General features: G+C 71.8%; 15 protein-coding genes. 12 read left to right on the top strand and 3 right to left on the bottom strand.

Annotated elements, in window-relative coordinates; translation table 11 throughout:
• Nucleotides 1-158: 158 nt before the first annotated feature.
• Nucleotides 159-944, top strand: coding sequence for a hypothetical protein (locus OG251_RS27580; RefSeq protein ID WP_326679647.1), 786 nt, complete (start codon nt 159-161; stop codon nt 942-944).
• Between the two features lie 135 nt (nt 945-1079).
• Here the strand turns inward: OG251_RS27580 and OG251_RS27575 are convergent, their stop codons facing one another.
• Nucleotides 1080-1577 carry a MarR family winged helix-turn-helix transcriptional regulator gene (locus tag OG251_RS27575; RefSeq protein ID WP_385891875.1) on the bottom strand — a complete coding sequence of 166 codons (498 nt, stop codon included), beginning with the start codon at nt 1575-1577 and terminating at the stop codon, nt 1080-1082.
• A 247-nt stretch (nt 1578-1824) separates the two neighbouring features.
• Here OG251_RS27575 and OG251_RS27570 point away from each other — a divergent pair, with 247 nt between their 5' ends.
• A complete protein-coding gene (locus tag OG251_RS27570; RefSeq protein ID WP_326679645.1) occupies nt 1825-2649 on the top strand; it encodes a lysozyme in 825 nt (274 codons plus the stop codon).
• Nucleotides 2650-2896: 247 nt separating this feature from the next.
• Nucleotides 2897-3577: a polysaccharide deacetylase family protein gene (locus OG251_RS27565; protein ID WP_385892360.1), complete on the top strand. Its 681-nt coding sequence runs from the start codon at nt 2897-2899 to the stop codon at nt 3575-3577.
• 107 nt (nt 3578-3684) lie between these two features.
• Here the strand turns inward: OG251_RS27565 and lon are convergent, their stop codons facing one another.
• A complete protein-coding gene (gene lon / locus OG251_RS27560) occupies nt 3685-6105 on the bottom strand; it encodes an endopeptidase La (protein ID WP_326679643.1) in 2421 nt (806 codons plus the stop codon).
• Nucleotides 6106-6322: 217 nt separating this feature from the next.
• Between lon and OG251_RS27555 the strand changes: the two genes are divergently transcribed.
• The 9 genes from OG251_RS27555 to OG251_RS27515 all read left to right on the top strand — a co-directional run bounded on the left by OG251_RS27555 (nt 6323) and on the right by OG251_RS27515 (nt 17677).
• A complete protein-coding gene (locus OG251_RS27555; protein WP_442818380.1) occupies nt 6323-6964 on the top strand; it encodes an RNA polymerase sigma factor in 642 nt (213 codons plus the stop codon).
• Nucleotides 6961-7920, top strand: a complete 960-nt coding sequence (locus OG251_RS27550; RefSeq protein ID WP_326679642.1) for a zf-HC2 domain-containing protein — start codon at nt 6961-6963, stop codon at nt 7918-7920. Before OG251_RS27555 ends, OG251_RS27550 begins: the two co-directional genes overlap by 4 nt.
• Nucleotides 7917-8687, top strand: coding sequence for an ABC transporter ATP-binding protein (locus OG251_RS27545; protein ID WP_326679641.1), 771 nt, complete (start codon nt 7917-7919; stop codon nt 8685-8687). The genes OG251_RS27550 and OG251_RS27545 overlap by 4 nt, the downstream gene beginning before the upstream one ends.
• Nucleotides 8684-10015, top strand: a complete 1332-nt coding sequence (locus OG251_RS27540; RefSeq protein ID WP_326679640.1) for a hypothetical protein — start codon at nt 8684-8686, stop codon at nt 10013-10015. The genes OG251_RS27545 and OG251_RS27540 overlap by 4 nt, the downstream gene beginning before the upstream one ends.
• A 104-nt stretch (nt 10016-10119) precedes the next feature.
• Complete coding sequence (locus OG251_RS27535) at nt 10120-10707, top strand: hypothetical protein (RefSeq protein ID WP_326681437.1); 588 nt, start codon at nt 10120-10122, stop codon at nt 10705-10707.
• Between the two features lie 155 nt (nt 10708-10862).
• Nucleotides 10863-11540, top strand: a complete 678-nt coding sequence (locus OG251_RS27530; protein WP_326679639.1) for a spermidine synthase — start codon at nt 10863-10865, stop codon at nt 11538-11540.
• Between the two features lie 234 nt (nt 11541-11774).
• Nucleotides 11775-12512 carry a response regulator transcription factor gene (locus OG251_RS27525; RefSeq protein WP_073717853.1) on the top strand — a complete coding sequence of 246 codons (738 nt, stop codon included), beginning with the start codon at nt 11775-11777 and terminating at the stop codon, nt 12510-12512.
• Nucleotides 12509-13585 carry a HAMP domain-containing sensor histidine kinase gene (locus OG251_RS27520; protein WP_266802858.1) on the top strand — a complete coding sequence of 359 codons (1077 nt, stop codon included), beginning with the start codon at nt 12509-12511 and terminating at the stop codon, nt 13583-13585. Before OG251_RS27525 ends, OG251_RS27520 begins: the two co-directional genes overlap by 4 nt.
• Nucleotides 13586-13843: 258 nt before the next feature.
• Nucleotides 13844-17677, top strand: a complete 3834-nt coding sequence (locus OG251_RS27515) for a multifunctional oxoglutarate decarboxylase/oxoglutarate dehydrogenase thiamine pyrophosphate-binding subunit/dihydrolipoyllysine-residue succinyltransferase subunit (RefSeq protein WP_326679638.1) — start codon at nt 13844-13846, stop codon at nt 17675-17677.
• 193 nt (nt 17678-17870) lie between these two features.
• Here the strand turns inward: OG251_RS27515 and fxsT are convergent, their stop codons facing one another.
• Entirely contained in the window at nt 17871-20849 is a 2979-nt protein-coding gene (gene fxsT, locus OG251_RS27510) for an FxSxx-COOH system tetratricopeptide repeat protein (RefSeq protein ID WP_326679637.1), read from the bottom strand.
• Nucleotides 20850-20899: the final 50 nt, after the last annotated feature.

Below are 20899 nucleotides of genomic sequence, written 5' to 3'. Positions count from 1 at the left end.
GCCGCCGGGGTGGAACTTCCGCCCCGGCTTTGGCAGGATGCCCGCCCGCACGCCGGGCGGAGCCGTTCCTTCCGCCTTCAGGGACCGTACTGACCTGCCGGTACGAGCCAACGACCGTCTCGTGCAGGCTCCGTGAAGAGTGCGTGCAGACTGGCTGTATGCGCATCGAACTCGCCTCCGCCCCCGGAAGCCCCGAACGCCCCAACGAAGACTGGACCTCGACCATTCTTCCCGCGTCCGGGCAGGGTGGAGCGCTGGTCCTGCTGGATGGCGTCACACCACCTCAGGGCAACGTCGGATGTGTGCACCCGGTTCCCTGGTTCACCGCGCGACTGGGTGGCGCGCTGGCCGAACTGTCCGGTTCGCGACGAGATCTGACGCTTACCGAGATCCTTTCGGAGTCCATCCGACGCACCGCCGACGCCCATCGCTCGACGTGTGACCTTTCTCACGTACGCACGCCTCAGGCAACCGTCGTCCTGGCACGCTGGGGCGAACACACGGTCGAGTACCTGGTGCTCTCCGACTCGGTCCTCCTCCTGGAGGCGGCGGACGGCACGGTGCGGCCCGTTCTCGACGACCGGCTCGACCGGCTGCCGCCCGGCTCCCTGGCCTCCGACGCGATCGCCGACGCACAGGTGCGCAACAAGGAGGGCGGCTTCTTCACGGCCGCCGCCGACCCCTCGGTGGCGTCACGTTCCGTGACCGGTGAGGTCCCGTTGGCGGAGGTGCGGTCGCTGGCCGCGCTGACGGACGGGGCGGGGCGCTGGGCGGAGACGTTCCGCGAGGGCGACTGGGCGGCCGCTCTGGGGCTTCTGCGCAAGGTGGGGCCCCAGGGGCTGATCGACCGGGTGCGGGAGCTGGAGAACGCCGACACCGACCGCGCGTATCTGCGTCGCGGCAAGACGCATGACGATGCCACGGCGGTGTTCGTCGAGTTCTGAGTTCCGAGGGCCGTCCTCGCGGCGCCCTCCCCCGGGGTGTCCCTGCGGCCCTGGGCGACGGCCGCCCGGCACCCGGCCCTCCGCCCGGCGCGCACACCCGCCTCCGGCGTACGCGTCGGCCCCCCGGCGTACGTGTCAGTCCTCCGCGCGGGCGTTGAAGTGCTGGAGCAGCCGGGCCAGTTCCGCCACCTCGGCCCGGTCCCAGTCCGCGAGCTTGCTCACATAGCGGCTGCGACGGGCGTCGCGGACGCTGCGGAAGCGGGCCAGACCCTCGTCGGTGAGATGGACCAGCCAGGCGCGGCCGTCCGCCGGATCGGGTTCACGTGCCACCAGTCCGAGGTCTTCCAGGGCGCGCAGTTGACGGCTCATCGTCGCCTTGCCGACGCCGAAGTAGCCCGCGAGTTCGGTGGCGCGCTGGCGCCCCGCCGACTCCAGGCGTACGAGAAGGCCGTAGGCGGCCGACTCCAGGTCGGGGTGCACCTCGCGGGCCATCTCGCCCGAGTTGGCCCGCGCCCGGCGCAGAAAGACCGCCAACTCACGCTCCAGCGCGAGGAATTCGTGGTCCACACCACTTCCCGCGTTGGCACCGGGTTCCCGCCCGCTTTGGCTCCCGTGCACGTCAGCACCCCTCATACGCTTTCCCGCCGCTGAAAGTTTCTTTCGCCACCGGTCATCACCGCAGCTCGGTCAGTATTTCGCAGGCGTAGACCAACGGCGGCGCGCAGGCCCCCTTCCGCCGCACGGGTCTACGTGCGTAGCGTCATGACTGTCATGAGTGGCATGAACACACCATGATGCCCTCGCGGGAGCGGCCCCCCAACCGCCCCCGGGTCAGCAGATCCCCCATGCTCCCCCCACCGAGTCCTCGGAGGCACGCACCATGCCCGTGCTCAGATCCGGTTCGCCCCGCCGCTCGCGCTTCGCCGCCGCGGGAACCCTGCTCGCAGCCTTCTCCCTCCTCCTCGCCATACCCGGCACGGCCGCGGCCGGCGACACCCCCGCCCGCGGTACCGCGCGGATGGGCCAGGGCGTCATCGAACACGACGGCCAGGGCGGACTGCCGCGCGACCCGCGCGCCGTGCAGACCGAAGGCGTGGACGTCAGCGGACACCAGAACGCCGTCGACTGGGCGACGCTCTGGAACAGCGGCGTGCGCTGGGCCTACGTGAAGGCCACCGAAGGCACGTACTACAAGAACGAGGACTTCGCCCAGCAGTACAACGGCTCCTACAACGTCGGGATGATCCGGGGCTCGTACCACTTCGCCACCCCGAACACGACCGGTGGAGCGGCCCAGGCGAACTACTTCGTGGACAACGGGGGCGGCTGGTCCAGGGACGGCAAGACGCTGCCGGGCGCGCTGGACATCGAGTGGAACCCGTACGGAGCCCAGTGCTACGGCCTCTCCCAGGCGGGCATGGTCGCCTGGATACGCGACTTCGTGAACACCTACAAGGCACGCACCGGACGGGACCCGGTGATCTACACCGCGACCAGCTGGTGGCAGACGTGCACGGGCAACAACGCCAGTTTCGGGGCGACCAACCCGCTCTGGGTGGCCCGCTACAACTCGACCGTCGGTGAACTCCCGGCCGGCTGGGGCTTCTACACGATGTGGCAGTACACCTCGTCCGGCCCGACGGTCGGCGACCACAACCGCTTCAACGGCGCCCTCGACCGCGTACAGGCGCTGGCCAACGGCTGACCGCCCCCGAGGGAACCGCACGACCGAGCCCCGGTGACAGCAGGTGTCACCGGGGCTCCGCGCTGCGCGCACCCCGCTATGAACACCATGTATACGTGCTGTGTATAGTCCTGGCCGTACCGCACGAGTGTGCGGATCTACGTTCATGGAGGAGTGACCTGCCTTGCCCAGGAAGACGAAGTCGTTCGGTACCGGGTTGGCTGCCGTCCTTGTGACCGCGCTCACGCTCACACTGAGCGGCTGCTCGATGGAGACGACCGCTCCGGGCTCGGCACGTCAGGACGCCGCATCCGACGCCAAGGGCTCGTTCGGCCCGGTGGACTGCCGCAAGGCCAAGTGCATAGCGCTCACCTTCGACGCCGGTCCGGCGAAGGACACCCCGCGTCTCCTGGACATCCTCAAGGAGAAGAAGGTGCACGCCACCTTCTTCCTGCTCGGCAGGGACCACGTCCTCAAGCACCCCGACACCGTGCAGCGCATCGAGGACGAGGGCCACGAGGTGGCCAACCACACCTGGTCGCACGAGATCCTCACGGACAAGAAGCCCGACGAGATACGCGCCGAGCTGAAGAAGACCCAGGACGCCATCGCGAAGATCACCGGGAAGAAGCCCCGGCTGATGCGTCCGCCGCAGGGCCGCACCGACGACACGGTCTCCGAGATCAGCAAGGACCTGGGGCTCTCGCAGATCCTCTGGAGCGCCACCGCCAAGGACTACTCGACGAACGACTCCGCGCTGATCAAGAAGCGGATACTCGACCAGGCGGGCAAGGACGGCATCATCCTGCTCCACGACATCTACAAGGGCACCGTGCCGGCCGTGCCGGGCATCATCGACGCGCTCCAGAAGAAGGGCTACACCTTCGTGACGGTCCCCGAGCTGATGGCCCCCGCCACCCCGGAGCCGGGCACCATCTACCGCCCCTAGCAGGCACCGATGTCCGCACGCGGAACGGCCCGCCCCCCGTTGACTCGGGTGGGCGGGCCGTCCGTACCGGCCGCGCACCTGGTGCCACGCCCGTCACGCCGTGGCACCTAGGCGGCTGCCGGGATCCTCTCCTCGACCCTGGCCGAGGCCGGGGCGAGGGCGATCTCCAGCACCTGGCGGACATCGGTCACCGGGTGGACCTCCAGCGTGTCGAGGACCTCGGCGGGGACGTCGTCCAGATCGGCCTCGTTCCGCTTGGGGATCACCACGGTGGTGATGCCCGCGCGGTGGGCCGCCAGGAGCTTCTGCTTCAGACCTCCGATCGGCAGCACCCGTCCGGTCAGCGACACCTCGCCGGTCATCGCCACATCCGTGCGGACCAGCCGCCCGGAGAGCAGCGAGGCCAGCGCCGTCGTCATGGTGATACCGGCACTGGGCCCGTCCTTGGGGACCGCGCCCGCCGGGAAGTGGATGTGCGCGCCGCGGTCCTTGAGGTCCGCGACCGGCAGTTCCAGTTCCGCGCCGTGGGACCGCAGGAAGCTCAGCGCGATCTGCGCCGATTCCTTCATGACGTCGCCCAGCTGACCGGTGAGGGTCAGCCCGGACGCCCCGGTCTCCGGGTCGGCCAGCGACGCCTCCACGTACAGCACGTCACCGCCGGCTCCGGTCACCGCGAGTCCGGTGGCCACGCCCGGCACCGCGGTACGGCGCTCGGCCGGGTCCTGGGCGGACTCGGGGACGTGGTGCGGCCGCCCGATCAGACCGCGCAGATCCGTCTCGGTCACCGTGAACGGCAGCTCCCGGTCGCCCAGTTCGTGCTGGGCCGCGACCTTGCGGAGCAGCCGGGCGACGGCGCGTTCCAGGTTCCGTACGCCCGCTTCACGGGTGTACTCGCCCGCCAGCCTGCGCAGCGCGGACTCGTCGAGGCCGACCTCGTCCTTCTCCAGACCGGCCCGCTCCAGCTGGCGCGGGAGCAGGTGGTCACGGGCGATGACGACCTTCTCGTCCTCGGTGTAGCCGTCGAGCCGGACCAGCTCCATCCGGTCCAGCAGCGCCTCCGGGATGGCTTCCAGCACATTGGCCGTGGCCAGGAACACCACGTCGCTGAGGTCGAGTTCGACCTCCAGGTAGTGATCGCGGAAGGTGTGGTTCTGGGCCGGGTCCAGGACTTCGAGGAGGGCGGCGGCCGGGTCGCCCCGGAAGTCGGAGCCGACCTTGTCGATCTCGTCGAGCAGGACGACCGGGTTCATCGAGCCGGCCTCCTTGATGGCCCGCACGATGCGTCCGGGGAGCGCGCCCACGTAGGTACGCCGGTGGCCCCGGATCTCCGCCTCGTCCCGGACACCGCCGAGCGCGACGCGGACGAACTTGCGGCCCATGGCGTGCGCGACGGACTCACCGAGCGAGGTCTTGCCGACGCCGGGAGGGCCCACGAGCGCGAGCACGGCACCGCCGCGCCGCCCGCCGACCACTCCGAGCCCCCGGTCGGCACGCCGCTTGCGCACCGCGAGGTACTCGGTGATCCGTTCCTTCACGTCCGCCAGGCCGGCGTGCTCGGCGTCCAGGATCTCCCGCGCGCCGCGGATGTCGTAGGCGTCCTCGGTGCGCTCGGTCCAGGGAAGTTCGAGAACGGTGTCCAGCCAGGTCCGGATCCAGGAACCCTCCGGGCTCTGGTCGGAGGATCGCTCCAGCTTGTCGACCTCCTTGAGCGCGGCCTCGCGGACGTGCCCGGGAAGGTCGGCGGCCTCGACACGGGCCCGGTAGTCGTCGGACTCGTCCTCCGGGTCGCCGTTGAGCTCGGAGAGCTCCTTGCGCACGGCGTCGAGCTGACGCCGCAGCAGGAATTCGCGCTGCTGCTTGTCGACGCCCTCCTGGACGTCCTTGGCGATGGACTCGGCCACGTCCTGCTCGGCGAGGTGCTCACCGAGCCACTGGATGGCGAGCTTCAGCCGGGCGACCGCGTCCGTCGTCTCCAGCAGCTGGACCTTCTGCGCGGTGGCCAGGAAGGGCGAGTAGCCGGAATTGTCCGCCAGCGCGGAGATGTCCTCGATCTGCTGGACCCGGTCCACGACCTGCCAGGCCCCGCGCTTCTTCAGCCAGCTGGTGGCGAGCGCCTTGTACTCCTTGACGAGCTCCGCCGCGGAGCCGGGCAGCGGGTCGGGCACGACCACGTCGATCCGGGTGCCCTCCACCCACAGCGCTCCGCCGGGACCACTCGTCCCGGCCCCGATCCGCACCCGGTCACGGGCCCGGATGAGCGCGCCCGGGTCGCCGTCCGACAGACGGCCGACCTGCTCGACGGTGCCGAGGACGCCGGTCCCCGTGTACGTCCCGTCGATCCTCGGCACCAGCAGCACCTCGGGCTTGCCGTCGCCCGGACGCGCGGCGGCCTGAGCGGCCTCGACGGCGGCCCGCACCTCCGCGTCCGACAGATCCAGCGGCACCACCATTCCGGGCAGTACGACTTCGTCGTCGAGCGGCAGCACGGGCAGGTCGATCGTTGTGAACGCCTTGGACTCCGTAGTCATGATCTCCCCTTCGGCAGGCAAGTTGAGCTATGTGGACTCAATGCACCTGAGCGGCCAATTGTTCCCCAGCCGGTGTTCGCTCTGAGCGATCGGCCGCTGCCGCTGCCCGCGCGCCGCCCTGCCTCAGCACTTCCCGTGCCTCCGTACCGGGTGCAACACCCGAGGAGCCTCCCGCCTTCCATGAACCGGATACGGTCCGGCCGTCGATAGGGAGGGTGTGAGGCTGTTGCGCCCTGCGGGGGAGGGCCCGGGACACCGGGACGACGGGATCGACGAGGACGACGGGCACCGTGCGGACGGGAGGGACGAGGACGCGGCGCTGCTGCGGGCGGTCGCGCGGGGGGACGCGGTGGCCCTGGGCACGCTGTACGACCGGCACTCCGGCTGGCTCCACGCCCGGCTGAGCCGCCGGTGCCCGGACGCCGAGACCGTGCGGGAGGTGCTTCAGGACACCTTCGTGGCCGTCTGGCGGTCCGCCGGAACGCACCGGGGCGGCCCGGCGGGCGGCTGGCTGTGGGTGATCGCCGCCCGTCGGCTCGTCGACGCCCAGCGGGCCGCCGCCCGGCTGGACCGGCCCGCAGACACGGGGTGGAGCACCACCGTGCCCTCCACCGAGGAACGGGTGCTGGCCGGACTGGAGTACGGGGACGTGGGCGACGCGCTCGACCGGATCCCGCCCGAGCTGGGCGAGGTGCTGCGCGCGACGGTCGTCGACGGCCTGACGACCCGGGAGGCCGCGCGGCTGCTCGGCATCCCCGAAGGCACGGTCAAGACCCGCGCGATGCGGGCCAGACGCGAACTGCGCGCCGCCCTGGCCCGGCCGGCGCCGAACGACGCCCCACTGGGAGGCACGGCATGAGGCACGGCAGGACATCGCGAGCTGCCACGAACGCGGGCCGGCACGTGGGCCAGGACGCGGCGGCACGGTACGCGGACGGCACCGCGTCCGGGACGGCCGCCCGGTCGCTGGAGGAACACATCGAGGTCTGCGGGACCTGCGCGGCCCGCGTGTCGTCGGCGGTCCGGGCCCGGGGCGCGGCGGCGGCGGTACTGGCCGACGTCCGGGCGGCGGTGCTGACCGCGGCACTCGCCGAGCCCGGTGGGGCCCACGAGGTGCGTGGGGCCGGTGAGGCGGTCGCCGCGCCGCCGATCGCTCCGATCGCCCGGATCGCTCCGATCGCCCGGGTCCCCGCCGTCGCCCGGGTCCTCTGGGCCGCGGGCCCCGCCCTGCGCGGGCCCTGGCTGCTGGCGCTCGTGCTGGTGGCCGTGGGGGCGGTGGCCCTGGCGTACGGGGCGGGGCTCGGAGCCGCGGCGCGTCCACTGCTGCTCGTGACCGCGCCGGTGCTCCCGCTCGCCGGGGTCCTCGTCTCGTACGGACGGCATGCCGACCCCCTGCACGAGATCGCCGCCTCGACCCCGTCCGGCGGGGTGGGGCTGCTGCTGACCAGGTCCGCGGCCGTGCTCGGGGTGAGCATTCCGGCGCTGACCTGCGCCGGTGCGCTGCTGCCCGCCTCCGCGGGCGGGCCCGGTGCCGCGGCGTGGCTGCTGCCCGGGCTGGCGATGACCCTCGCGGCGCTCGCCCTCGGCTCGTACATCGGCTGCCGCGCGGGCGCCTCGGCCGTCGCGGCGGGCTGGGCCGCCGCGGTCGTCCTGCCCACCATCAGCGCGGCGCCGGGGGGCGCCGCGCTGGTGGCCGGGGCAGCCCCGTACTTCGCGGGGCCGGGCATCCAGGGCTGCTGGGCGGCCGCCGCCCTCGTATGCGCGGCGCTGATCGCCGTACGCCGTAGATCCTTCGACCATCTGGAGACGTCGTGAGCGTAAAGGTCACCGGACTGACCGTCCGGCACCGCAGGAAGGCAGTGCTGGACGCCGTCGACCTGGACTTCGCGCCGGGTGTGCACGGCCTGCTCGGGCCGAACGGCGCGGGCAAGACCTCGCTGATCCGGGTCCTGGCGACCGTGGCGGCCCCCGCCGAAGGCCGGGTGGAACTGCTCGGCGACGAGGTGGGCGCGGCGTCGGACCACCGCGGCAGGTCGGCGGTGCGGCGCAGGCTCGGATATCTGCCGCAGGAGTTCGGCCACTACCCCGGCTTCACGGTCCGCGAGTTCATCGCCTATGTGGCCTGGCTCAAGGAGATGGACGGGGCGCGGGTGGCGTCGGCCGTGGAACGCGCCGTGGAACGCGTGGGTCTGGCGGACCGGATCGACACGAAGGTGAAGACGCTGTCCGGGGGCATGATCCGGCGCGTCGGTATCGCCCAGGCCATCGTCAACGAACCGGCGCTGCTGCTGCTCGACGAGCCGACCGCCGGGCTGGACCCGGAACAGCGGGTCGAGTTCCGGGCGCTGCTGCGGGAGCTGGGAGAGACGTCCACCGTGATCGTGTCCACGCATCTGGTCGAGGACGTCGCCGCCGCCTGCACCGATGTGACGCTGATCGAGACCGGCCGGATCGCCTACCGGGGCACGACCGCGCAGCTCATCGAGCTGGGCGGCGAGCCGGACGGGCTCGGCGGCAACCCCATCGAGCGTGGCTACACCGCCGCCCTGCGCGCCCACCGTACGGAGGTGGCGGCCGCATGACGGACACCATGAGCCCGCCGGAGCCCACCGGTGCGGCCCCCTCACCCGCGCCGCGGCCCGCTCCGCACGCCGCCCGGTCCGTGCTCCGCGCCGAGCTGCGGCGCGGCTCCGTCCCGTGGACGGGACCCGTCGTCGCCCTGGCCGTCCTGGTCCCGATGGTGAACAAGGCGGACGAGTGGCAGGGGAGCTGGGGTGAGACCCAGGGGCTGCTGCACTCGGCCGCCACGCTGATCGCGGGGCCGCTCGCCGCTGCCGCGGGCTGCTGGCAGGGCGGCCGCGAGCACCGGCGCCGGACCGCCGGGCTCTGGCTGTCGGTGCCCCGCGGCCAGCCGGCTCAGCTGATGATGGCGGCCCTGCCCGTCGCGCTGTGGGCGGCCGTCGGCTATCTCGTCGCGCTGGCCGGGGTGTCCGCGGCGACCTGGCCGTACACCGGGGCGGGCGGCCCGTCGGCCGCGGTCGCCGTCACCGACCTCTGCGCGCTGGTGTCCCTGACCTTCGTGGGCTTCGTGGTGGGGCGGGTGTGCCGGTGGCGGCTGACCGCGCCGGTGCTCGCGGCGGCCGGGTACGTCGGCCTGGGCGCCCCGTCCTATCTGTCGTCCGACGCCCGGTTCCTGAATCCCGCCCAGCAGTTCGAGCTGCACGGGACCGTACCCGTCTGGTGGTTCGCCCCCGTCATGGTGCTCTGGGTGGGCGGCCTCGCGCTCGCGCCGGTGCTCGGATACGCGGCCCGGCGCCGGTACCTCGCTCTGGTGCCGCTCGCCGTGGCGGCCTCGGTGGCGCCGCTGATCGTGGGCACCGGGGAGGGGCTGTTCCGGGACGATCCGGTGGCCGCCCGGCTGGTCTGCGGCGACACCGTCCCGCAGATCTGCGTGGGCGGGCTGGACGGCCCGCTGCTGCCCCGGGCGTCCGAGGCGCTGTCCGGGATGCTGTCCCGGCTGGAGGGCGTTCCGGGAGCGCCGGTGCGTTACGTGGACCCCGCCGTGCGCCCCGGCGCGGACGAATCGGCCCTGCCGTCCCTCACCCGGGGCTGGAGTGTCGTACGGAACGAGTTTCCCGACCCCGTGGACTACGCCGCCCAGACCGTGTGGCAGCTGACCGCCCGCGACTGCCCGGCCTCCCTGGAGCAGAACGACCCGGCGGGCGCCCGGCGGATGTGGGAGACCGACGACGCGGTGGCCGGCTATCTGGCGGACCGGGACGAGGCATTCCCCGATCCCCCGCATCCGGCACGGCTCACCGCCATGCCGGACGCCGAACGCAAGGTCTGGCTCGGGCGCTTCCTGGCCTCGCGCGGCAGCTGCGATCCGCAGGAGGTGCCGGCGCTGTGACCGCCCCCGAGCCCCGTTCCGCACGCCGCCGGGCGCCTTCTCGCGCGCCTCGCGCCACCCCGCCCGCGACCGCCCCGGGCGGCCTGCCCGCGCACCTCCCGCGCCTGCCCACCCTCTACCTCCGTTCCCGCGCCTTCCCGGCCACCGTCGCGGCGGTGGCCGGGCTCGCCCTCATCGCCGCGTGGGCCGCCCACGGGCCGGTGCACGGGCCCGGCTCCGACCCCACCGCCCGCGCCGCGGTGACGGTGTTCGCCCCGTTGTTCGCCTCCGCCGCCATCGGTACCAGCCTGTTCTCGCACAGCGACGAGCTGGACCGTACGGCCGCCCGCCGGTGGTGGCCGCGCCGGCTGGGGCATCTGCTGGCCCTGACCGTGCTGGCCGCCGGGGCGCTCGCCCTGGCCGTGCCGGAGCAGTTCGGCGCCGCGGCGACGGTGCGCAACGTGCTGGGCGCGACCGGGGTGACGGTGGCAGCGGCAGCCCTGCTCGGGGCCGGTACGAGCTGGCTGCCGATGACGCTCTACGGCGGCGCGGTCTATCTGGCGGCGCCCCGCGCCCCGGGCGGGGCCGCGTCCTTCTGGGCCTGGCCGATGCAGCCGGGGGAGCAGGCCGCCGCGTGGGCGATGGCGCTGTCCGCGTACGTGGCCGGGGTCGCCCTCTTCACCCTGTGCGGCCCACGCCCGGAACGGCCCTGACGTACCGGGCCGGCCGCTCCGGTACGCCGGCACCCTGCCGTACCGGTCCGGCCGCCCGGCCGCTCCGGTACGGCAAAGGGTTGGCCCTCACCGCGTCCCGCGCGCCAGGATGGCCGCACACCGACCGCCACGACCGGATACCGGAGAGCAACCACATGTCCGCCAGCACCAGCCCCGTCACGCTCGACCGACGCGAAGGCCCCTTCGGCGAGGTCGTCCTGCGCGAGCGCGGGGCGGACTTCGAGATCATCGCCAACGGCTGTTTCCTGATGGACACCTCGGACGGGCGGTCCGAGCGTCTGCTGATCGACGCGGCGCTCGCGGCCCTGCCGGAGGGGCGGACCGCTCCCGCCGTCCTCATCGGCGGACTCGGGGTCGGATTCTCGCTGGCGCGGGCCGCCGCCGAGGAGCGCTGGGGCCGGATCGTGGTCGTCGAGCGGGAGCAGGCGATCGTCGACTGGCACCGGCGGGGGCCGCTGGACCGGATCTCGGGTGCGGCGCTGGCCGACGCACGGACCGAGATCCTGCACACGGACCTCGTCGCGCACCTGCGGACGACCACGGAGCGTTACGACGCTCTCTGCCTGGACATCGACAACGGACCCGACTGGACCGTCACGGACGACAACGGAAACCTCTACTCCCCGGCCGGGCTGGCGGACTGCCTGGCACGTCTGACGCCGGGCGGAGTGCTCGCCGTCTGGTCCGCGCAGCCGTCCCCCGCCTTCGAACAAGCTTTGCGGAATGCCGGGTTCAGTGGGGTAAGGACGGAAGAGGTAGCCGTTGCCCGAGGTGTGCCCGACGTGGTCCATCTCGCACTTCGGACGATCTGAACCCCCCGCCCGGTATGCGTGGCCCCGTTGTGGCGCGGGGCAACCGGCACAAGGCCGACGATCCGCCTCTCCGACGGGCCGAACTCGTCCACACGGGACAACACCCTGCGTAGCCGGGAGCCGTCCGCTGCCTTTACGCTGCTGACCGGTACAAGGGATCACCCACGAAATCCACGAGCGAAGACCGTGCCTTGCGGGGGAATGGCTCCCGCGAGAACGGGCAGGGGCGGGGCGATGGAACAGACACACACCACCCACAACGGCGTCGCGGCCACCCCAGGGGCTCAGCGCCGGGTGCTGGTGGTCGAGGACGACGCCACGATCGTCGACGCCATTTCCGCCCGGCTGCGGGCGGAGGGCTTTCTGGTGCAGACCGCACTGGACGGGCCCGCGGCCGTGGACGCGGCCGAGGCATGGCAGCCCGATCTGATGGTGCTCGACATCATGCTTCCCGGATTCGACGGGCTGGAGGTCTGCCGCCGTGTGCAGGCCCAGCGCCCCGTGCCGGTGCTGATGCTGACGGCACGCGACGACGAGACCGACATGCTGGTCGGGCTCGGGGTCGGCGCCGACGACTACATGACCAAGCCGTTCTCCATGCGTGAGCTGGCGGCCCGGGTGCATGTCCTGCTGCGCCGGGTGGAGCGGGCGGCCCTGGCCGCGGTGACGCCGCGCAGCGGCATCCTGCGCCTGGGCGAGCTGGAGATCGACCACGCCCAGCGCCGGGTCCGGGTGCGCACCGAGGACGTCCACCTCACGCCGACCGAATTCGATCTGCTGGTCTGCCTGGCCAACACCCCGCGTGCGGTGCTCTCCCGCGAGCAGCTGCTGGCCGAGGTCTGGGACTGGGCGGACGCCTCCGGCACCCGTACCGTCGACAGCCACATCAAGGCGCTGCGCCGGAAGATCGGCGCCGAGCGGATCCGTACCGTGCACGGTGTCGGCTACGCCCTGGAGACCCCGGCACCATGACCCGGCCAGGGGCGGGACTGCGGCCCTTCTCGATCAAGGCCAAGCTCGGCACGCTCGTCGTCGTCTCGGTGTTCATCACCACGGGGCTCCTGATCGTCGCCCTGCGGACCAGGACCGAGTTCCGGTTCATCACGGTGTTCTCGGTGATCGCGACGCTGCTGATCACCCAGTTCGTGGCGCACGGTCTGACCGCGCCGCTGGACGAGATGAGGGCCGTGGCCCGGTCGATCTCGCACGGCGACTACACGGGCCGGGTGAGCGGTGCCGGGCGGCGGGACGAGCTGGGCGACCTGGCGCAGACGATCAACCGCATGGCGGACGATCTGGAGGCGGAGTACCGGCACCGCAAGGAGCTGGTCGCCAATGTCTCGCATGAGCTGCGCACCCCCATCGCGGCGCTGAGAGCCGTGCTGGAGAACGTCGTGGACGGGGTGTCCCCCGCCGACCCCGAGACGATGCGCACGGCTCTGAAACAGACGGAACGCCTCGGCCGGCTGGTGGAGACCCTGCTCGATCTGTCCCGCCTGGACAACGGGGTGGTGACGCTCAAGGCCCGCCGCTTCGAGGTGTGGCCGTATCTGTCGGGGGTGCTGAAGGAGGCCAATCTGGCCGCCTCGCAGCGCAGGCTGTCCTCGGGCTCCGGCAATCACTCGCGCAACGACGTCCATCTGCACCTCGATGTGTCACCGCCCGAGCTGACGGCGCACGCGGACGCGGAGCGGCTGCACCAGGTGGTCGCCAACCTCATCGACAACGCGGTCAAGCACAGCCCGCCGCACGGCCGGGTCACGGTGCTGGCACGGCGCGGGGCGTACCCCGAGTCGCTGGAGCTGGAGGTCATCGACGAGGGTCCGGGCATCCCGGAGGCCGAGCGGCACCGGGTGTTCGAGCGGTTCAACCGGGGGCAGGCGCCGTCCCCGCACGGGCCGGGCAGCGACGGCGGGACGGGGCTCGGGCTGGCCATCGCCCGCTGGGCGGTGGATCTGCACGGGGGCCGGATCGGGGTGGCCGAATCAGCGCGCGGCTGCCGCATCCAGGTCACTCTTCCGGGAATGTCGCAGCCTCGCGGTTGACATAGGGTTCGAACCGGAAGGGCACGTTCTCCGTGTCCTCCGTAAAGGGGATACGGTCGGGTGGCCGTACCCACGGCCCTGCGTACCCGAAGTGCAGCGGAACCCAGGTTGTTTCCCGCCATTTCCTGCGCCGAAACCCGCCTTCCGATGTGACTTGCACGACGAAGACCGGTCCGGTCTGCAAGGAACGGTAAAGGAGGCGTAGCCTTGATTTCCGCTGTCCATCACCTTGTGAAGCGGAAGAGGGCGGTTGCCGCCGTGTCGTCTCAGTCCCCCAGTAACTCAAGCATCTCGACCGACCAAGCCAGCCCGGGTGGGAACCCGGCCGCGGCCTTCGGCCCCAATGAGTGGCTCGTCGACGAGATCTATCAGCAGTACCTCCAGGATCCCAATTCGGTCGACCGCGCCTGGTGGGACTTCTTCGCCGACTACAAGCCGGGTACCTCCGGCACGGCGGACAAGCCCGTTCCCGGCGCCGCGGCCGCGGGGGCTGCGGTGATCCCGGCCCCGGTCGCCACCCCTCCGGCGCAGCCCGCGGCACCGGCTCCGGCCGCCGCACCGGCCGCTCCGGCCCAGCCCGCGGCTCCGGCCCAGCCCGCGGCCGCCGCTCCGGCACCCGCGAAGGCCGCTCCCGCCGCCGCTGCTCCGGCAGCTCCGGCGAAGGCTGCCCCCGCGAAGGCCGCTCCGGCGCCCGCCAAGGACGCCGGGTCGACCGAGGCTCCCGAGGGCCCGGAGTATGTGACGCTGCGCGGCCCGTCGGCCGCCGTCGCGAAGAACATGAACGCCTCGCTGGAGCTGCCGACGGCCACGTCCGTCCGCGCCGTTCCGGTGAAGCTGCTCTTCGACAACCGCATCGTCATCAACAACCACCTCAAGCGCGCCCGCGGCGGGAAGATCTCCTTCACGCACCTCATCGGGTACGCGATGGTGCAGGCCCTCAAGGCCATGCCGTCGATGAACCACTCCTTCACGGTGAAGGACGGCAAGCCGACCCTGGTCAAGCCGGAGCACATCAACCTCGGCCTGGCCATCGACCTGGTGAAGCCGAACGGTGACCGCCAGCTCGTCGTCGCGGCCATCAAGAAGGCCGAGACGCTCAACTTCTTCGAGTTCTGGCAGGCGTACGAGGACATCGTCCGCCGGGCCCGCATCGGCAAGCTCGGCATGGACGACTTCACCGGGGTCACCGCCTCGCTGACGAACCCCGGCGGCATCGGCACCGTCCACTCGGTGCCCCGCCTGATGCCCGGTCAGGGCCTCATCATGGGTGTCGGCGCGATGGACTACCCGGCGGAGTTCCAGGGGACGTCCCAGGACACCCTGAACAAGCTGGGCATCTCGAAGGTCATGACGCTGACCTCGACCTACGACCACCGGGTCATCCAGGGTGCCGCCTCCGGCGAGTTCCTGCGGGTCCTGGCCCAGCTCCTGCTCGGCGAGAACGAGTTCTACGACGAGATCTTCAAGGCGCTGCGCATCCCCTACGAGCCGGTCCGCTGGCTCAAGGACATCGACGCCTCGCACGACGACGACGTCACCAAGGCCGCACGGGTCTTCGAGCTGATCCACTCCTACCGGGTCCGCGGCCATGTCATGGCCGACACCGACCCGCTGGAGTACCACCAGCGCAAGCACCCCGACCTGGACATCACCGAGCACGGCCTCACCCTGTGGGACCTGGAGCGGGACTTCGCGGTCGGCGGTTTCGCCGGCAAGACGATGATGAAGCTCCGCGACATCCTCGGTGTGCTGCGTGAGTCGTACTGCCGCACCACGGGCATCGAGTTCATGCACATCCAGGAGCCGCGGGAGCGCAAGTGGCTCCAGGACCGGGTGGAGCGTCCGCGTCCCAAGCCCGAGCGCGAGGAGCAGCTGCGGATCCTGCGCCGCCTCAACGCCGCCGAGGCGTTCGAGACGTTCCTGCAGACCAAGTACGTCGGCCAGAAGCGGTTCTCGCTGGAGGGCGGCGAGTCCGTCATCCCGCTGCTCGACGCGGTCATCGACTCCGCCGCCGAGGCCCGCCTCGACGAGGTCGTCATCGGGATGGCCCACCGCGGCCGTCTGAACGTGCTGGCCAACATCGTCGGCAAGTCGTACGCGCAGATCTTCCGGGAGTTCGAGGGCAACCTCGACCCGAAGTCGATGCACGGCTCCGGCGACGTGAAGTACCACCTGGGCGCCGAGGGCACCTTCACCGGTCTGGACGGCGAGCAGATCAAGGTCTCGCTGGCCGCCAACCCCTCGCACCTGGAGGCGGTCGACCCGGTCCTGGAGGGCATCGCCCGCGCCAAGCAGGACATCATCAACAAGGGCGGCACGGACTTCACCGTCCTGCCCGTCGCGCTCCACGGCGACGCGGCCTTCGCGGGCCAGGGCGTCGTCGCCGAGACGCTCAACATGTCGCAGCTGCGCGGCTACCGCACCGGCGGCACCGTGCACGTGGTGATCAACAACCAGGTCGGCTTCACCGCCGCCCCGGAGTCCTCGCGCTCCTCGATGTACGCCACCGATGTGGCGCGCATGATCGAGGCGCCGATCATCCACGTCAACGGTGACGACCCCGAGGCCGTCGTCCGGGTCGCCCGGCTCGCCTTCGAGTACCGGCAGGCGTTCAACAAGGACGTCGTGATCGACCTCATCTGCTACCGCCGCCGCGGTCACAACGAGACCGACAACCCGCAGTTCACCAACCCGCAGATGTACGCCCTGGTCGACAAGAAGCGCTCGGTGCGCAAGCTCTACACCGAGTCCCTCATCGGTCGCGGCGACATCACGCTGGAAGAGGCGGAGCAGGCGCTCCAGGACTTCCAGGGGCAGCTGGAGAAGGTCTTCGCCGAGGTCCGCGAGGCCACCTCGCACCCGGCCCAGACCCACATCCCGGACGTCCAGGCCGAGTTCCCGGTGGCGATCAGCACCGGGGTCTCCCAGGAGGTCGTGAAGCGGATCGCCGAGTCGCAGGTCAACATCCCGGACAACATCACCGTCCACCCCCGTCTGATGCCGCAGATGCTGCGTCGCGCGGCCTCGGTGGAGGACGGCACGATCGACTGGGGCATGGGCGAGACGCTGGCCATCGGTTCGCTGCTGATGGAGGGCACCCCGGTCCGGCTCGCCGGCCAGGACACCCGCCGCGGCACGTTCGGCCAGCGGCACGCGGTCCTGGTCGATCAGGAGACCGGCGAGGACTACACCCCGCTGCTCTACCTCTCCGACGAGCAGGCCCGGTACAACGTCTACGACTCGCTGCTCAGCGAGTACGCGGCGATGGGCTTCGAATACGGCTACTCGCTGGCCCGCCCGGAGTCGCTGGTCATCTGGGAGGCCCAGTTCGGTGACTTCGTCAACGGCGCGCAGACCGTCGTGGACGAGTTCATCTCCTCGGCCGAGCAGAAGTGGGGCCAGACCTCCGGCGTCACGCTGCTGCTGCCGCACGGCTACGAGGGCCAGGGCCCGGACCACTCGTCCGCCCGCCCGGAGCGCTTCCTCCAGATGTGCGCGCAGGACAACATGACGGTCGCGATGCCGACCCTGCCGTCGAACTACTTCCACCTCCTGCGGTGGCAGGTGCACAACCCGCACCACAAGCCGCTGATCGTCTTCACCCCGAAGTCGATGCTCCGCCTCAAGGCGGCGGCGTCGAAGGTGGAGGAGTTCACCACCGGCGGCTTCCGCCCGGTGATCGGCGACGCGTCGGTCAAGGCCGAGGACGTCCGCAAGGTCGTCTTCTGCGCGGGCAAGCTGTACTACGACCTGGACGCCGAGCGGCAGAAGCGCGGCGACACGGAGACGGCGATCATCCGGCTGGAGCGCCTGTACCCGCTGCCGGGTGCGGAGCTTCAGGCCGAGATCGCCAAGTACCCGAACGCCGAGAAGTACCTCTGGGCCCAGGAGGAGCCGGCGAACCAGGGTGCCTGGCCGTTCATCGCGCTCAACCTGATCGACCACCTGGACCTGGCCGTCGGCGCCGACATCCCGCACGGTGAGCGCCTGCGCCGCATCTCGCGGTCGCACGGCTCGTCCCCGGCGGTCGGCTCGGCCAAGCGCCACCAGGCCGAGCAGGCGCAGCTGGTCGCCGAGGTCTTCGAGGCCTGATCAGCGGCACCACCCGTCACGGGCCCCGGCCCCCACCGATGTACGTATCGGCGGGGGCCGGGGCCCGTATCAGGTGGTGGGTGCGGTGCGCGGACACCGCCCGGGTGCCGCACGGACACCGCAGGGGCACGGCAGGGGGCCGTCGGACCGGTGGATCGGACGGTGCGTCGGACGGGTGGACCAGAGCGGCGGATCAGACCGGCTGGGGCTCGAAGTCCCAGTACGGGCGTCCCGCGGCCACCGTCGACCGCCTCCGCCGGCGCTCGCCCCCGGCGGCGTCGCCGTCCCGGTCCGGTGCCTCGTCCGCGAGGGCTTCGGCCTCGTCCTCCTTGCCCGCCGCCCGCAGGTCGAGGGCGAGCCCCGCCCTGAGGGCGACCGTCATGGCATGCCCGTCCCCGAGACCCGCAGAGGCCCGTTCCAGGGCGGCGCGCCCGAGGTCCACCGCCCCCAGCGGGTCGTCCGTCGCCGCCCGTGCCGCGGTCGTGTTCAGCGCGCAGCCGATGCTCCAGGGGTGCGCGTCGCCGAGTGCGCGTGCCATGCCCGCCGTCGTCTCCTCGCCGATCGCCAGCGCGTCCGCGCGGTGGCCCAGGCAGCGCAGGACGACCCCGCAGTTGGCCCGGCTGCCGATCGCGTACGGATGGTCGTCGCCGAGCTGGGCGGCGTACACCCGGGCGGTGGACTCGGCGATGCCCAGCGCCTCGTCGTACCGGCCCATCTCCCGCAGCAGCATGGCGTAGTCGGCGGAGATCAGCAGCGTTTCGGGGTGGTGGCCGCCCCGGCGGCCGGTCATCTTCTCGCGGACCCGGCGCATCATGGCGTGGGCGTACTCCAGGTCGCCCTCCCTGCGCCTGCACAGGGCGAGGTTGTGCTGTGCCTGCAAGGTCTGCGAGTGGTCCCGGTCGAGCACCTGGCTGTGCAGCCAGGTGTTCCGTTCCTGGATCACCAGCGCTTCCCGGTAGCGGCCCAGCAGCCGCAGCGTCCAGGCGGTGTGCAGGGCGGACATCAGGGTGAGGGCGTTGCGCGGGCCGAGCAGGCCGACGCGGGCTTCCAGAATCGAGCGGTGCTGGGCCAGGGACTCGGCGTACCGGCCCTGGAGGGCGACGGCCTGGGCCAGGTTGCTGCGGATGGCGAGGGTGCGCGGCACGTTCCTGTCGCCGAGCTCCTCCACCGCCCTGGTCACGGCGCTCTCGTAGAGCGTGCGCGCCTCGTCGTACCGCCCGAGGGCCACCAGCGTTCCGCCGAGGCCGTTCATGGCCCGCATCAGTTCGATGGCCCGCGCCTCCGGGTCCGCGGAGAGCCGGTCGAGGATGTCCCGCCCGACTCCCTCGGCATCGGCGTATCGGCCCAGCCGGCGGAGCATGTTGGCGTACTGGTGGGTGGCGACCAGGATGGTGCGGTCGGTGGGGCCCGAGTCGATGCGCCACTGATCGAGCGCCTTCCTGGTGATCATCCAGCCGTCGGCGTACTCGCCGCGCATCCGGAGGTACTCGACGCAGTTGAGGACGAGGCTGCGCACGTCCTCGTCGGCCGACGCCAGTGCTCCCGAGGGTTCCAGATGGGGGATCAGGTCGGCGTAGCGCTGCCAGTGGCGGGGGGCCGTGGGGTCCCTGGGGTCGGCGGCGACCAGGACCCGGCAGGCGGTCTCGGACGCCCTGCGCCGGTCGTGGACCGAGAGGGTGCTGCGGACGAAGCGGTGGAAGAGCCGGTGCATGCGCAGGGTGCCCACGGTCAGGATGTCGTCCTGCGGACCCGTCTCGTACTCCAGCCGCATGGACGTGGTCTCGGAGAGCGTACGGAGCGCGGAGTTCCAGTTGCTGGGCTCGCTGACCAGGCGGGCCAGATGGGTGGGCAGGTCCGAGGCCCTGGCCGAGCGGAGCAGCCTGACGGGCACGGTGTCGGCGGAGAAGTGGGCCAGCAGTTTGAGGAGTTCATGGGCGTGCGGCGCGTCCTCGCCGAGGGCGTTCAGCGTGGTGGACCACACGGCCTGGAACCGCTGCGCCTCGCCGCCCGACGGCATGACGTCCAGGGCGTTGGGGTCGCCGTCGCGGATGTCCTCGACATAGCGGGCGACGTCCGTGAGCGGGTACGCCTCCAGCCAGGCGGCCATCTGGTCGATCAGGATCGGCAGGTCCTCGACCACGTCGGCCAGCCGGTCGGCGTCCTCCTCGGTGATCCGCGGTGCCCGGCGGCAGGCGAAGGCGACGCTCTCCTCCCGGTCGAAGCGGGGCAGCGAGACGAGCTCCGCGCCGTGGGCCGGCCAGGAGGTGTCGCGGGTGGTGATCAGTACGTGGCCGGGGCCCCGCGGCAGCAGGTCGGCCAGCCCGTCCGGGCTCTCCGCCCCGTCGAACACGAGGAGCCAGCGCTTCCGTGACGAGGCGAGGCGCTCCTGGGCGGCGGTGATGAGCCCGCGCAGCTCGTCGCCGTCACCCGTGCGCAGTTCCTTCGCGAGCGCGGCGAAGTCCTCGCGCGCCATGAGCGGGGTGTGGGCCCTGACCCACCAGATGACGTCGTACTCCCCGGCGTAGCGGTGCGCGTACTCCCGCGCCAGTTCGGTCTTGCCCATCCCGCCCGCGCCGTGCACGGCCACCAGCGCGGAGGTGGCGGGCGATGCCGGGGTGCGGTCGGTCAGCAGCCGGTGCACCTGCTCCAGGGTCCGCCGTCTGCCGGTGAACCGGCGGTTGCGGCGTTCCACGTTGGAGACGGGCGGCGGCTCGTCCGGGAAGCGCAGCCCCCGGTCGAGGTCGACTCCGGTGTGCTTGTCCAGCACGAGGCCGCACGCGGTCAGCAGCCGCTGCTTGGCCTCCTCGCGCCCGATCCCGAACAGGCCGGCCGGGTTCAGTTCGCGGGCCGCTTCGGGCAGGCTGTGCGGGGTGACGGAGACGGCCGCGATCTGCGAACGGTGGGCGGGGAGCACCTGGCGGAGCACATCGGCCCAGGCCCGGTAGCGCCCCGCGTCGAAGCGCAGATACCAGTCGTCCAGGACGAGCAGGACCCGGCCGGGTGCCGCGAGCAGGTCGGTGAGCGCTCTGCCCTCCGGTGGTTTGCGCAGGGGGTCCCAGCGGACGAGGTGCGTGCGGATGCCCGCGGTCTCGCACTCCTCCTCCACCCATTTCGCCCAGGACTCGCTCTGTCCCGCGAAAACGACCGTGACGTGGTCGGAATCCTCCGTCATCCCGGTACTCCCTCGACGCAAGTTGTTCGACTTCGTGCGCAAGCCATTCG

This window comes from Streptomyces sp. NBC_01237 (genome assembly GCF_035917275.1).
GTDB lineage: Bacteria > Actinomycetota > Actinomycetes > Streptomycetales > Streptomycetaceae > Streptomyces.
This window is presented reverse-complemented; position numbering and strand designations above follow the sequence as displayed.

What these genes read in the sequence shown, in the direction of transcription:
- OG251_RS27580 (WP_326679647.1), top strand. Translation starts at nt 159, where the DNA reads ATGCGCATCGAACTCGCCTCCGCCCCCGGAAGCCCCGAACGCCCCAAC.
- OG251_RS27575 (WP_385891875.1), bottom strand. Translation starts at nt 1,577, where the DNA reads ATGAGGGGTGCTGACGTGCACGGGAGCCAAAGCGGGCGGGAACCCGGT.
- OG251_RS27570 (WP_326679645.1), top strand. Translation starts at nt 1,825, where the DNA reads ATGCCCGTGCTCAGATCCGGTTCGCCCCGCCGCTCGCGCTTCGCCGCC.
- OG251_RS27565 (WP_385892360.1), top strand. Translation starts at nt 2,897, where the DNA reads ATGGAGACGACCGCTCCGGGCTCGGCACGTCAGGACGCCGCATCCGAC.
- lon (WP_326679643.1), bottom strand. Translation starts at nt 6,105, where the DNA reads ATGACTACGGAGTCCAAGGCGTTCACAACGATCGACCTGCCCGTGCTG.
- OG251_RS27550 (WP_326679642.1), top strand. Translation starts at nt 6,961, where the DNA reads ATGAGGCACGGCAGGACATCGCGAGCTGCCACGAACGCGGGCCGGCAC.
- OG251_RS27540 (WP_326679640.1), top strand. Translation starts at nt 8,684, where the DNA reads ATGACGGACACCATGAGCCCGCCGGAGCCCACCGGTGCGGCCCCCTCA.
- OG251_RS27530 (WP_326679639.1), top strand. Translation starts at nt 10,863, where the DNA reads ATGTCCGCCAGCACCAGCCCCGTCACGCTCGACCGACGCGAAGGCCCC.
- OG251_RS27525 (WP_073717853.1), top strand. Translation starts at nt 11,775, where the DNA reads ATGGAACAGACACACACCACCCACAACGGCGTCGCGGCCACCCCAGGG.
- OG251_RS27520 (WP_266802858.1), top strand. Translation starts at nt 12,509, where the DNA reads ATGACCCGGCCAGGGGCGGGACTGCGGCCCTTCTCGATCAAGGCCAAG.
- fxsT (WP_326679637.1), bottom strand. Translation starts at nt 20,849, where the DNA reads ATGACGGAGGATTCCGACCACGTCACGGTCGTTTTCGCGGGACAGAGC.